Genomic DNA, 12,732 nt, shown 5'->3' with positions numbered 1-12,732 from the left:
GATTCATTATGATTTGGGCAGTATATCCTTTGTAAAAACCATATGGGAGGTATTTTTCTATGTCTCTTATTCCTTATGAACCCTTTCGTCATCTTGAAAATATGAGAAGGGAGATTGACCGTTTCTTCCCTACGGATTTTCCTTTTTCTGCATTTCGCTCAACCCTCGGAAATCATTTTGGAAATCCCAGTATAGATATTCATGAAACGGAAACAGAAATCGTAGCAACGTGTGACATTCCAGGGTTAGAAAAGAAGGAAGATGTGAATATTGACGTTGATAACAATATGCTGACGATTAGCGGAAGCATAAATCGGACAAACGAAATAAAGGAAGAACATATGCATCGGCAAGAACGCTTCTGTGGTCGTTTTCAACGTTCGGTTGCCTTGCCAAGCCGAGTCAATTCCGAAGGGGTGAAAGCAACTTACAAAAATGGCGTTTTGGAAATTCATATGCCGAAATTAAAAGCAGATACCAAGAAACGAATTGATGTTGAGTTCCATTAAGAATGACACAATTACGTAATTTTTTCTTAGCGAATGGTAGGAGGTATACTTCCCCCTGCCATTTTAATGTACAAATAAAACAATGGGATGTGTTTTTTACGTAGAAAAATTTAAAATAAGTAAGTGAGAACAATCAATTTATTTCAACGAAATCTTTTGAGGTTGGAAAAGGGAGGAAATATACAATGTTCAAGAGTGGTAATGTGAGTGTCATGGTAGTTGATTTTAAAAAAGCAGTACAATTTTACGTTGAAACCCTTGGATTAAAGTTGACTCACCAAGTTGAAGGGCATTTAGCTCAGGTCGAAGCACCTGGATTAACAATTTGGCTACTACGTCCTGCAGGAGAACAAGGTTCTCAAGTGGGAAAATCAGAGAGAATTTCTATTGGATTTGAAGTACAAGAATTAGAGTCAGCAGTTGAAACACTGAAATCTCGTGGTGTTGATTTCCTGCATTTTATGGAAGAAAATGCGACTCGGCTCGCGCACTTCATTGACCCTGAAGGTAATCCCCTTTACTTGATTGAGCTTAAGTAATTGTACGTTTTATATAAGGAACGGGAACCGAGAGGTAAATACCACGCAAATCAATTTTCCAAATAAAGGAAGCTGTTTTTATTGTTCTATTATCAAATTTTTATTCCGTGTTGACGATGTAAACACTCTGTGCTCAGCCTGTAAAAATCCCCCAAGGTCTTATAGACATCTACAGGCAGAGCGGGATGACCAGAGGTGAAAAGAAAAAGAACAATATAACCACCTCGTACAATTGATTATGTTATACGTTTTCCCACAGTGATACCTTTCGGCTTTTTATAAGCATATTATATTCTTTTACTCGTTAAGCAAATGATGTAACAAACTGTTTTTGTCCTCAAAAAATTGTTTCATGATACTGTAATGATTCGTTTCCTCAAGTGAGACTTCTTTTATCCCCTCTTCTGTAAGCTCTACAATCTTAGCATTTGGGTACGACATAACGATAGGAGAATGGGTAGCAATGATAAATTGTGAATTTCGACAGACCAATTCATGTATTCGTGCTAACATGGACAGTTGCCGTAAAGGGGACAGGGCGGCCTCTGGTTCATCCAATATGTATATGCCATTCCCTCGAAAACGATTTGTAAAGGTCGCCCAGAACGACTCACCGTGGGATTGCTGATGCAGAGAGGTGCCACCGAATGAATCAATGATTCTTAGTGCGGGAACTGGTTCACGGTCTAATTCTTCGATGTTTGTGGCTACATTGTAAAACGTTTCTGCACGAAGAAAAAAACCGTCTTTGGGTTTTTTGATTCCTTTTACCAGCCTAAGATATTTGTCTAAAGATGAATGCGAATCGTAGGTGGAAAAGTTAAAATTAAATGAACCTCCTTCTGGATTAAATCCAATAGCAACAGCAATAGCTTCCAACAACGTTGATTTTCCCATCCCGTTTTCTCCAACAAAAAATGTTACATTCGGATGAAAGGAAAGTTCATCTAAAGTCCTTATACTCGGTAGATGAAACGGAAATGTATTGAAGGAAGGAATACTGTCTCGTTTCAGCACGATACTTCTTATATATTGGTTTTCATTGAGCTTCTTCATGACGAATCCCTCAAATGTCCTGTGATTTGATACCTAATCATAAGTTTAACAAATAATGTGGGAAACAATCTGTAGTGGGTTTTCTACAAAAAAGAGAACGGGTGGAGGTTCCCCCTATATCCCTTCCCCCTTTACCCTTTTATGTATCCGTCAAAAATAAATGTACTCCAGTAAAATATAATCCTTCCCTGGGTAAATAAAACTGTTCCCTGAACACGAGTGAAAATCGGGTTAAAATCCTGAATTTTGCTCGTGTCTTTTATTTTAAAGCGGGAGAAAAAGCAGGGGTAAATGCAGGATTAAGGAGTAAGGGAATGGGGGCGAAAGCCCGATACAGCAGGGATGTAGAGGGGGTCAAGGGGAAGGGAAATGGGAGGAAAAGATTGAGAATAGCGGGAGAAAAAGCATGAAAATGGACCCGAATCCCCTTAACCCTCGCCCCTGTTTTCCTGCCTTCCAGGGAACAACTTTATTTTCCTAAAAAAGCAGGGAGTAGGGTAAAACAGGGGTAAGGGAGGGGGGATACAGGGAAGGATTCTATTTGGCGACAAAAAATGGAAAAATCAGAGAATGCAGGGACAAGGGATGGAGGGGTGTGGGGGAAGAGAAGGCAGGGAACGATTTAATTTTGCTAATACACTAAGCCCTTATAAATCCCGCCATATCAAGCTTTTTCCCGATTTTTTCCCCCGATTTTCCCCGTTCTGCTCCTGGTTGTCCCCTGATTCTTAGGCACACTTTACTTATTTAGAGCGAGAAAGTGGATAAGGTGTAGAGAGCGGAGAAGCCATGTGGGACAAGGCGTGAGAGAGATCGTGGGAATGGGGCGGTTTTAGGCAGACTTTTTTTGCAATGCACATAGTAGGGATTTCAAAAGTTGATTCTGCGATATTTGATAAATGAATGGCATTGGGAAAAGGGGATAGGTATATAGTGATTTGTTGCCTTAATTTATCATGTGGTTAAATTTTTCGGATGAAAGTATATAAGCTAATGATTGACCATGTACTATGGTACAGGGTTTATAATGAGAATGGGTGATCACCACATGATGTATCGAATTAGTCAATTGGCGAAAGAATGCAATGTCAATAAAGAAACCATTCGTTATTACGAAAGGTTGGGGTTGATTCCCGAACCGACTCGTACTGATTCTGGATACCGTATGTATCCAGAGAATATGGTGCAACGGATCGGTTTTATTAAACGGATGCAAGACTTGGGGTTTACACTTCAAGAAATTGATAAGTTGTTGGGTGTTGTAGATCGGGATGAAGTCAAATGCAAGGATATGTACGATTTCACTGATTTAAAACTTCGGGAGATTCAAAGTAAAATTGACGATCTCAAAAAAATTGAACGAATGCTCATTAGCTTAAAGGAAAAGTGTCCTGAAAACAAAGAGATGTTTGAATGTCCTATCATCGAAACGTTAATGGAAAAATAGAGGTGATGATGAAAGAGACAATGAAAGGTGTTGGCTGGTTTCTTGTTGCTTTGGTAACCTGTCCTTGTCATTTGGTTTTACTGATTCCATTGTTGGCAGGAACAGCAATTGGTTCATATATCGCACAGTTTCAAACGGCTACTTTTGTCATTTTGGCTATGTTATTTGCTTTATCTCTGTATATGGGATGGAGAAAAATGTTTCGGGAACAAACCGACCATTGTTGTGATGTAAAGGGGAAAGAATCATGAAGGGGGACTTCGCTTGAAAAGGTATCGACTAATCGTTCAAGGCATGACGTGTACGGGATGCGAAGAACATATTGCCACGGCATTAAGGAATATAGGAGCCGTCCATATCAACGCAAGTTACCGGCATGGGGAGGCAACATTCGAACTTCCGGATGACGTTGACGTAACAAAAGCACAAGAAGCGATTCGTGAAGCAAAGTATCAGCCTGGAGAAGTACAAGAGATCCAACCGCTACAAAAAGTGGTTTTAGGCGATGAAGGCGAATACGATTACCTGATCATTGGGTCGGGAGGGGCGGCTTTTGCTTCTGCGATTAAAGCGGTCGAATATGGTGCAAAAGTCGCCATGATTGAACGTGGAACCGTTGGCGGAACCTGTGTCAATATTGGCTGTGTCCCATCGAAAACCCTTTTGCGGGCGGGAGAGATTCATCATCTGGCGAAAACAAATCCGTTTATCGGATTACATACATCCGCTGGTGATGTGGATTTGGCTTCGTTGATCAAGTACAAAAATGAACTTGTTAGCCAACTTCGTGAGCAAAAATATGTAGATCTCATTGAGGACTATGGTTTTGAGTTGATCCGTGGCGAGGCAAAGTTTATCGATGAGAAAACAGTAGAGGTCGGTGGTCGCCAACTGACCGCAAAACGCTTTTTGATTGCTACGGGAGCTTCACCTGACATTCCGGATATCCCAGGGTTAAAGGATGTCGACTATGTAACAAGCACCACATTGCTTGAACGAAAGAGGCTTCCGAAGCGTCTTGTCGTGATTGGTGCAGGTTTTATCGGACTGGAGTTAGGAAACCTTTTTAACAACTTGGGAACGGAAGTGACCATTTTACAACGAGGAGATACCTTTTTACGCAAATATGATCCCGAAATTGCAGATGTAGTCAAGCAAGCATTAAACGAACAAGGGATCAACCTGGTGACCGGGGCAACATACGAACGCATTGAACAACATGGGGACATCAAACAAGTTTATGTAACGGTAAATGGAAAACATAAAGTGATTGAAGCCGATGAATTACTTATTGCAACGGGGCGAAAACCAAATACCGAAGCTCTCCATCTGGAAGCGGCGGGCATTCAGGTGGGTTCTCGTGGTGAAGTTGTCGTTGACGAGTATTTGTGTACAAGCAATCCAAGGGTGTATGCCGCAGGAGATGTTACATTAGGTCCGCAATTTGTTTATGTCGCCGCTTATGAAGGCGGGATTGCGGCAGATAACGCCGTCGGAGGAGCTAACCGAAAGGCAAACCTCGAATCCGTTCCGGGTGTCACATTTACAAATCCTTCGATTGCAACCGTAGGTCTTACCGAAACACAGGCAAAAGAAAAAGGGTTGGAGGTAATAACATCGGTTCTTCCGTTAAGTGCTGTGCCAAGAGCCATCGTAAATCGGGAAACCACCGGTATTTTCAAACTGGTTGCGGATGCCCGCACCTTGAAAGTTTTAGGGGTTCATGTGGTTGCTGAAAATGCAGGTGATGTTATTTACGCAGGCACATTGGCAGTGAAATTCGGATTAACCATTGAAGATATAAGAGAAAGTTTTGCACCGTATTTGACCATGGCGGAAGGGTTGAAATTGGCGGCGTTAACTTTTAATAAAGATGTATCAAAACTATCCTGCTGTGCAGGATAAGACGGATGTGTAATAAGCGGAGTTGACCCGAACAGTAAAAAAGCATCGAACCAATGGGTTCGATGCGTTCACTTTAAAGATTGTCGTACCAGTCATCATTGACAGGTTCAAACCAATCCGTTTGTCCGGGTGTAATGGCTAAGTGTACAAACCAACTGTCTTTTGTCGCACCATGCCAATGTTTCACGTTTGGCGGAATATTTACCACATCTCCCGTTTTGAGCAATTGAGCCGGTTTTCCTTCATCCTGATACCAGCCCTCACCACCTGTAACTAACAAAACTTGTCCAACTTTATGAGAGTGCCAGTGATTGCGAGCCCCCGGAGCAAAGGTAACATTCCCGATTGATGCGTTAAGAGGTGTTGGATCCGTAAACACCGTGTGTAAGTAAGCATCCCCGGTAAAATTGGCTTCAACTTTTTGTCCTAACGGAAAAATTGTGCTATTTGCTAATTGTTCATTTTTCATATTTGATTCCCACTTTCTTTTGGCTTAATTCAATTCTCGAAGTTGCCAAATGAAATCCTTGTAAAGAAACGCCCTAATGTAGCATGACATCAGGGCTACTGTTGGGCGAAAAATCATGTCATTTTTAGTTACGGCTATTAAATCACTTGTTTTGTTGGACGAATCATGATTTCGCTTATCGCAACCGTTTCAGGCGTGCTAATGGCATATGCCACCGCATCGGCAACATCGCTTGGATTCAATCCAACACCTGGTATTTTTGCGTTATTCTTTAACCATTCACGATTGACTGGATCGTTAACCGTTGTATAAAGTTCAGTATCCACTAATCCTGGGGAAATAATCGTTGAACGAATATTATTTTCTCTTTCTTCTTGACGGAGTCCCTCCATGATCGCTCGAACAGCAAATTTTGTGCCGCAGTAAACTGCAGAACCGGGATATACTACATGCCCTGCAATGGAGTCGGTCGCAATAATATGACCGGATTGTTGTTTTTTCATGATGGGTAAAACCGAAGCGATCCCATTCAAAACCCCCATGATATTGATGTCCAGCATAAGTCTCCATTCATCAAAGCGTTTTTCAGATAGTGCAGCAGTCGGCATGACTCCGGCGTTGTTGTAAAGTACATCTACACGACCATATTTTTCAATTGCCAAATCTACTACAGCTTGAACTTCCTCTTTATTCCTTACATCTGCAACAGCATATGAAAATTCTGCATTTGGTAATGATTCCACAAGCGATTTCAAGCGGTCTTCACGACGTGCCGCAATGACCAATTTTGCTCCTTCTTGTGCCAATTTCTTGGTCGTTGCCTCACCAATCCCGCTTGATGCACCCATGATCACAACAACTTTATCTTGAATATTTGACATAATAAATAACACCCTTTCTTAATTTTCAGGAAAAATTTCATTAATGCAAGCTAATGCGTTCAGTGTTCTCGGAAAGCCCATATATGGGAGGCAGTGGGTGATGGCGGTGATCAATGTTTCCTTGTCATTGCCCACATTTTTGTTACCTTGCACATGTGCCTTCACTTGCCCTTCAGCACCGCCCAGGCTACTCACGATACAGAGTGTCAGCAACTCCCTTGTCTTTAAATCGAGACCGGAACGGGTGTAGAAGTCTCCAAAACAAAAAGAGGAAAGATAATCCTGTATATGCTTTTGATTTGATGGAGCACTCTCCTGCATTTTTTTAATCACATCTCCAAAAATCTCTACTTGAGTTGCAAGACCTTTTTGAAAACGACTATCTTCATCTACAGTCTTCTGACTTTCAATCGGTAAAGGGATATTCTTTGTTTTGAAAACATCGTTGACTTCATTGATTGCACTTAACGTTTTTGGGAATCCAATGTATGGAGCACACTGGTAAACAGCTTCTTTGATTTCTACAGGTGTTAGACCAACATTCAGTGCCGCACCAACGTGTGCTTTAAGTTGAGGCAACGTCTGGGTGGTAGTAAGCACGACCAGAGTAATCAACTCACGTTGCTTATCGTCCAGATTACCTTGATAAAATACTTCCCCAAAAATGAAACGGCTCAGGATGTCCTGAAAATCAGGGTCGGTAGCGTATGCGGCAGGTACTCCATCGCCGAATAGCTGTTTGTATTTTTCCTTGCTCTTTTCAACACGGTTCATACGTTCACCTCCAAAAAATGAATATTGATTGATTTATCAACACCTGTTTATAATTATAAAAAGAAACAGGATGCTTTCAATGGTTAAATGAACGCAATTTGTTGACTATTCAACAAATCAATTGAAATTGTTGATTATCTATAGAAAGATTGGTGAGATTCAATTGTCTAAAGTAGATCGAAGAATAGCCAAAAGCCAAGAAGCGATAAAAAATGCCGTAACTGAACTGATGTCTGAAAAAAATTTTGACGACATTACGATTCAGGATATTGCAGACAGAGCAAATGTTAATCGAGGAACCATCTATCTTCATTACACGGATAAATATGATCTGCTGGATAAGATGATTGAAGAACATATAAACAATCTCCGAGAACTTTGCCGATCAGCTTCTGAAATGACGTTTCAAGAAGGAAATTACGTATGGTTCGAATATTTTGAACGTCATTATTTATTCTTTTCAACAATGTTGGCAAGTAAGGGGGCTCCTTATTTTCGTAGTCGGTTTCTTGATTTGATCATCGAAGAGTATAAAGCTGAAGTGGATGTAACAAAAGGAAAAAATGGCGGTTTTAATGAAGATGTGATTCTTCAATTTTTTGGCTCAGCGATCGTAGGTGCAGTGGAATGGTGGTTTAAAAATGGTATGCCTTTGCCGGCTCGTGTCATAGCAGAACAAACAGGGGCGTTATTAGATAGGAATTTGGAGTAAAAGAAATGATTGCTTTAGATTGTGAAGAAATGTTCTTAAAGTAACCCGAAGCGTTTATTGAACAAGACTGACTAAAATAATATCCAAATTTTTTTAATTCTAAATGTCTCAACTTTCGCAGCTTACATTCGGCAAATAAGCCTTGATGTAGCTAGGTAAACCAGAAATCCATTGCTGGAGTTGACTTTGAATTAATTTCGCGATTTTCTTATTTGACTTTCTCGCAATATCAGTGTGATGTAACGCAATCGCCCAATCCAGTTCGCAAACTTCATCGCAAAGCGCAAGAAATAAACCGCCCAACGAACGCTGATCCGTACTTTGACGATGCTGCCAGGCCAGTAGAATGTAGCGGGAAAATACAATCGTTGTATGACTAATGAGCAGGTCGTAAGAACGCCCCTGAAACTCCTTTTGTAGACGAAGCAAGGATTTTGTGCACTTAAAGAAAACCTCAATATCCCAACGGATACCGTAGGTTTGAATGATTTCTTCTTCCGTTAAGGAAAGATCTGTGCACAAAATAGCCAGCCATTCTTTTTTCTTTGAACGATGGCGGACAAACACCATCGTAATCGGGACCCCTGCTAATGTAGTACGGATGGAACGGAGGAACCCTTTCGTTTTCCCTTTAATCGGCGTTGCCGCGTAGTAGAGCTCCTGTAACGAAAGACTTTTGATCCCTACCTGGTAACGTTTATTGTCCGCTTTGACCATGCCGATGACATGGAGTCCTCTTTCGACGACTTCCTTCACGAGGGGGGCATGCGTAAACCAACTGTCCATGAGTACGTGGGAAGCAGTCATGCCTGCTTTCATGGCACGATCAAGCATCTCAGGGATCAATTCTGGAGCGGGTCGTAAGGCCTCCTCTCGCCGTTTGTAGCCGGATGTTCGCTTATCGATCCCTTCGGTAATGCCATTGATTTGTGACTTGAGGGAACTGAGTAAAGAGAAATCCACAGGGGATGAAGGTATGGCCGTCGGACCAACCTAGCGTCAACATGCGATACCCCTTGTAGTAACAGCCCGTCGCATGATCCTTGAACCGCGCAAGCAGTTCGACCGCCTTGCTTCGATTCCGTTCAAACATGGAATCATCGACAATAAAAGCCGTTACACGTTGGGTTGAAGTCAAAGGGCGAACCTTCTCCACCGTAAAAGTGCTTAACAAAGTGAGAAAGCGACGCCATGGATGTCTCGCCTGGTTCAAAAATCGATAGACAGCATCTTTGCCAGGAAAAGAGTCTCCCCGGTCACTTTCCAGCATACGAAACCAGTTTTTATGGTGAAACAAGAGCACAAAGACAAGTTGAAATAGATACGAATAAGAAAAGCCAAATCGCTTTTTAAAACCTGCGGTTTTCAAGTGTTGTAGTACTTTCAACTGCGTAAAAGCTGGCTGAATTTCTTTAGGGAGTTGATTCTTTTGTTGTTTATGTTCTATCATATAGAGGACACCTCTTCTGTGTGGTAGTGATTGCTCATCACAATTACTTTACCAAACAAAGTGGTGTTTTTCTATTTTTGTTGTATCTAGTTTACAATGTAGTCAACCTATGTTTCTGAATGGCTATTAGGCCTTATATAGTAAGGATCTGCATAGCTTATCGCTCTGCGAAAGTTGAGATAGTTACATAACTAAATTTGCTTTTTATAGATATACAAAACCAAGATTTGTCCTTTGTGCATAAAAGAAAAATAATATTTGAAAAAGGTATGGGATTATTCAGTTTATTTGAAGATTGACCATTAAACTTTTATGAATTTTTAAATGAATATATAAAAATATCAAAAACTAGTAACCGCAGTGGGCTAAGAAAAGAATTTGGTCAGTTATACAGGATAATTACTGAAAATTTAATTAAAAATAAAGATTATAGCTTCTTGACTCAAGCTTTTCAACAATATTCTTAACTGTAACAGTATGTCGCCGCCGAAATTTACCAGATTTTAAATAACTTATAACTATCATATAATATAGTAAAAAATATTTTTAATCTATAAATAATAGTGATACACTATGGTAGGGTTATCATTGATCCAGAAAAGGTGTGTGATTAGGTCGCGCCTGGCTTGCTGTAGCGCCTAAGCAGGAGCGCCTACATCCTTTCTGCAAATCTTAGGGTATAAGGACGGTAAAAATGAGTAACAGACAAACTAGAACAGACGTTATCTTAATTGGTGCCGGAATCATGAGTGCGACTTTGGGGACACTCTTGAAAGAATTAGTACCGGACTGGGAAATTACAGTGTTTGAGAGGCTCGCAAACGCAGGAGAGGAAAGCTCTAACGAATGGAATAATGCGGGAACGGGGCATTCTGCACTGTGCGAGCTTAACTACACCGTCGAAAAACCGGACGGATCCATAGATATTAGCAAAGCTATAAAAATTAATGAACAGTTTCAGCTTTCAAGACAGTTTTGGTCTTATCTTGTAAACAGCAATCTGATACGTAATCCGCAGGACTTTATCATGCCATTGCCTCATATGAGTTTAGTACAAGGGGAAAAAGATGTAACGTTTTTAAAAAAACGTTTTGAAGCGCTGTCAAACAATCCCCTGTTCCAAGGGATGGAATTTTCCGATGACCCTCGAAAACTGATGGAATGGATTCCGCTTATTATGAAAGACCGTAAATCGAATGAACCTATAGCGGCAACAAAAATCGATTCTGGAACTGATGTCAACTTTGGCGCTTTAACACGCATGTTGTTTGACCACTTAAAGAGTAAAAACGTCGAAATAAAATTCAAACATAATGTTGATGATATTAAACGTACTAGCGACGGCTCGTGGGAATTGAAAGTGCGGAATGTCGATAGCGGTACCGTCGAACGCCATACTGCAAAATTCGTCTTTATCGGCGGCGGTGGAGGAAGCCTGCCTTTACTGCAAAAATCCGGTATTCCTGAAGGAAAACATGTTGGAGGATTCCCGGTAAGCGGACTATTTATGGTGTGTAATAATCCGGATGTTGTAGCGCAGCATCATGCAAAAGTATACGGTAAAGCTAAGGTTGGTGCTCCGCCAATGTCTGTTCCGCATCTTGACACAAGATTTATCGACAATAAAAAATCGTTGCTCTTTGGACCGTTTGCCGGCTTCTCACCAAAGTTTTTAAAAACCGGTTCAATGTTTGATTTGTTAGGTTCCGTAAAACCGGATAATGTCTTAACTATGTTGGCAGCAGGAGCAAAAAACGTTCCATTGACAAAATACCTGATCCAGCAAGTTATGTTATCGAAAGAACAACGCATGGAAGAGTTACGCGAGTTTATCCCGAATGCCAAAAGCGAGGATTGGGATATAGTGGTAGCGGGCCAACGTGTGCAAGTTATCAAAGATACTGCTGCCGGCGGCAAAGGAACGCTTCAATTTGGTACGGAAGTTATTAGTGCCGCTGATGGCTCGATAGCTGCATTGCTAGGCGCTTCTCCGGGTGCTTCTACCGCCGTTTTCGTCATGCTTGAGTTAATAAAAAAATGCTTCCCGCAACATCTAAAAGCGTGGGAACCGAAAATAAAAGAAATGATTCCTTCTTATGGCGTGTCACTATTGAAAAACCCAGAGCTTATCCACGAAATTCATACTTCAACAGCGCGGACGCTTGGCTTAGCGGGTAAAAAACAGTACGCATACGCATACGCATAGAGACGGTCCTTATTTGTCACGACCATGCCGGATACAGGGGGACGGTTCTACTGTATGTTCAGACATTTCCTTACGCTTATATTTATTACGGAAACACTATTGTCCACCCCCTGTGTCACAATAGTTGTCCGTACCCCTCATGAATACGTATAGTAAAAAAAGAGAGGTTGAGGTGACGGACGATGGCTAGATACAGTGATGAATTAAAGCAGAAAATGCAACTTCGAATGATACCCCCAAATAATGAACCTGTAAGTCAGATTGCTAGAGACAGTGGCCTGTCAGAAGGAACGTTATATAAGTGGCAGAAGTAGGCCAGAGCCAATGGGTTCGTTGTTCCCGGAGGCGGTTTAGAGCCAGACAGATGGAGTAGTCGGGATAAGTTTTCTATCGTGGTGGAGACCGCTACGTTAAGCGAAATCGAGTTGTCCGAGTACTGTCGTGCTAAAGGGTTGTTTGCCGAGCAGATTGAAGCTTGGCGTGATGCATGTATGCAAGCCAATGGCGGGATTGCCCAGCAGGCGTCTCAACTGCAAAAGGAACTTCGGAATAAAGAGCGGGAAATGAAGACGCTAACCCGTGAGTTGAAGCGGAAGGAAGCCGCATTAGCGGAGACAGCAGCCCTACTCGTGCTGCGAAAAAAGGCCCAGTCGATTTGGGGGGACCAAGAGGACGCATGATCAGTGCCTCAGATCGACAGCATGCCATTACACTGATCCAAGAAGCGGTACAAGCTGGTGCCAAGGAACGACTGGCCTGCTTAGAGTTAGGACTGACCCAACGG

General features: G+C 41.6%; 13 protein-coding genes and 1 pseudogene. 9 read left to right on the top strand and 5 right to left on the bottom strand.

The annotated features are described in order from the left end of the window. Window positions 1-59: 59 nt before the first annotated feature. Both H525_RS0118555 and H525_RS0118550 read left to right on the top strand, forming a co-directional pair. The gene (locus H525_RS0118555) at window positions 60-509 is read left to right on the top strand and encodes an Hsp20/alpha crystallin family protein (RefSeq protein WP_027417404.1); all 450 of its coding nucleotides are present in this window, start codon (window positions 60-62) and stop codon (window positions 507-509) included. Window positions 510-694: 185 nt separating this feature from the next. Further along, window positions 695-1,048: a VOC family protein gene (locus H525_RS0118550; protein WP_027417403.1), complete on the top strand. Its 354-nt coding sequence runs from the start codon at window positions 695-697 to the stop codon at window positions 1,046-1,048. A 297-nt stretch (window positions 1,049-1,345) separates the two neighbouring features. Here H525_RS0118550 and H525_RS0118545 read toward each other — a convergent pair whose 3' ends face one another. Further along, on the bottom strand, window positions 1,346-2,104 hold the full coding sequence (locus H525_RS0118545) for an AAA family ATPase (RefSeq protein WP_027417402.1): 759 nt from the start codon (window positions 2,102-2,104) through the stop codon (window positions 1,346-1,348). 1,048 nt (window positions 2,105-3,152) lie between these two features. On the opposite strand from H525_RS0118545, the gene merR reads away from it, so the two are divergent. Genes merR through merA form a run of 3 tightly spaced genes read left to right on the top strand, consistent with a single transcriptional unit; the run spans window position 3,153 to window position 5,456 of the window. Next, window positions 3,153-3,551 (top strand): mercury resistance transcriptional regulator MerR, encoded by a 399-nt coding sequence (gene merR / locus H525_RS0118535; RefSeq protein ID WP_027417401.1) that lies wholly within the window; start codon window positions 3,153-3,155, stop codon window positions 3,549-3,551. Then, entirely contained in the window at window positions 3,518-3,802 is a 285-nt protein-coding gene (locus H525_RS24800; RefSeq protein WP_081413498.1) for a hypothetical protein, read from the top strand. The genes merR and H525_RS24800 overlap by 34 nt, the downstream gene beginning before the upstream one ends. A gap of 13 nt (window positions 3,803-3,815) precedes the next feature. Next, window positions 3,816-5,456 carry a mercury(II) reductase gene (gene merA / locus H525_RS0118525; RefSeq protein ID WP_027417400.1) on the top strand — a complete coding sequence of 547 codons (1,641 nt, stop codon included), beginning with the start codon at window positions 3,816-3,818 and terminating at the stop codon, window positions 5,454-5,456. Between the two features lie 73 nt (window positions 5,457-5,529). On the opposite strand, the gene H525_RS0118520 is transcribed toward merA, so the two are convergent. The 3 genes from H525_RS0118520 to H525_RS0118510 form a co-directional block, all read right to left on the bottom strand. Continuing rightward, window positions 5,530-5,925, bottom strand: a complete 396-nt coding sequence (locus H525_RS0118520; RefSeq protein ID WP_027417399.1) for a cupin domain-containing protein — start codon at window positions 5,923-5,925, stop codon at window positions 5,530-5,532. A 137-nt stretch (window positions 5,926-6,062) separates the two neighbouring features. Further along, window positions 6,063-6,806, bottom strand: coding sequence for an SDR family oxidoreductase (locus H525_RS0118515; RefSeq protein WP_027417398.1), 744 nt, complete (start codon window positions 6,804-6,806; stop codon window positions 6,063-6,065). Window positions 6,807-6,824: 18 nt separating this feature from the next. Next, a complete protein-coding gene (locus H525_RS0118510; RefSeq protein WP_027417397.1) occupies window positions 6,825-7,580 on the bottom strand; it encodes a carboxymuconolactone decarboxylase family protein in 756 nt (251 codons plus the stop codon). 163 nt (window positions 7,581-7,743) lie between these two features. Between H525_RS0118510 and H525_RS0118505 the strand changes: the two genes are divergently transcribed. Next, window positions 7,744-8,292 carry a TetR/AcrR family transcriptional regulator gene (locus H525_RS0118505; protein WP_027417396.1) on the top strand — a complete coding sequence of 183 codons (549 nt, stop codon included), beginning with the start codon at window positions 7,744-7,746 and terminating at the stop codon, window positions 8,290-8,292. A gap of 108 nt (window positions 8,293-8,400) precedes the next feature. On the opposite strand, the pseudogene H525_RS24795 reads toward H525_RS0118505, so the two are convergent. Further along, window positions 8,401-9,742 (bottom strand): annotated as a pseudogene (locus H525_RS24795) (IS4 family transposase). A 694-nt stretch (window positions 9,743-10,436) separates the two neighbouring features. Here H525_RS24795 and H525_RS0118495 point away from each other — a divergent pair. The 3 genes from H525_RS0118495 to H525_RS27605 all read left to right on the top strand — a co-directional run bounded on the left by H525_RS0118495 (window position 10,437) and on the right by H525_RS27605 (window position 12,628). After that, complete coding sequence (locus tag H525_RS0118495) at window positions 10,437-11,948, top strand: malate:quinone oxidoreductase (protein WP_027417395.1); 1,512 nt, start codon at window positions 10,437-10,439, stop codon at window positions 11,946-11,948. A gap of 182 nt (window positions 11,949-12,130) precedes the next feature. Continuing rightward, the gene (locus H525_RS29745) at window positions 12,131-12,262 is read left to right on the top strand and encodes a transposase (protein ID WP_155837430.1); all 132 of its coding nucleotides are present in this window, start codon (window positions 12,131-12,133) and stop codon (window positions 12,260-12,262) included. Window positions 12,263-12,340: 78 nt separating this feature from the next. After that, a complete protein-coding gene (locus H525_RS27605; protein WP_245590531.1) occupies window positions 12,341-12,628 on the top strand; it encodes a transposase in 288 nt (95 codons plus the stop codon). Window positions 12,629-12,732: the final 104 nt, after the last annotated feature.

The organism is Aneurinibacillus terranovensis DSM 18919, assembly GCF_000430625.1.
GTDB classification, from domain to species: Bacteria; Bacillota; Bacilli; order Aneurinibacillales; family Aneurinibacillaceae; genus Aneurinibacillus_B; species Aneurinibacillus_B terranovensis.
Note: the sequence above shows the minus strand (reverse complement) of the source record. Positions and strands in the feature narration are given on the sequence as shown.

Coding starts and splice junctions, on each gene's coding strand:
- H525_RS0118555 (WP_027417404.1), top strand. CDS start 60: ATGTCTCTTATTCCTTATGAACCCTTTCGTCATCTTGAAAATATGAGA.
- H525_RS0118550 (WP_027417403.1), top strand. CDS start 695: ATGTTCAAGAGTGGTAATGTGAGTGTCATGGTAGTTGATTTTAAAAAA.
- H525_RS0118545 (WP_027417402.1), bottom strand. CDS start 2,104: ATGAAGAAGCTCAATGAAAACCAATATATAAGAAGTATCGTGCTGAAA.
- merR (WP_027417401.1), top strand. CDS start 3,153: ATGATGTATCGAATTAGTCAATTGGCGAAAGAATGCAATGTCAATAAA.
- H525_RS24800 (WP_081413498.1), top strand. CDS start 3,518: ATGTCCTATCATCGAAACGTTAATGGAAAAATAGAGGTGATGATGAAA.
- H525_RS0118520 (WP_027417399.1), bottom strand. CDS start 5,925: ATGAAAAATGAACAATTAGCAAATAGCACAATTTTTCCGTTAGGACAA.
- H525_RS0118515 (WP_027417398.1), bottom strand. CDS start 6,806: ATGTCAAATATTCAAGATAAAGTTGTTGTGATCATGGGTGCATCAAGC.
- H525_RS0118510 (WP_027417397.1), bottom strand. CDS start 7,580: ATGAACCGTGTTGAAAAGAGCAAGGAAAAATACAAACAGCTATTCGGC.
- H525_RS0118495 (WP_027417395.1), top strand. CDS start 10,437: ATGAGTAACAGACAAACTAGAACAGACGTTATCTTAATTGGTGCCGGA.
- H525_RS29745 (WP_155837430.1), top strand. CDS start 12,131: ATGGCTAGATACAGTGATGAATTAAAGCAGAAAATGCAACTTCGAATG.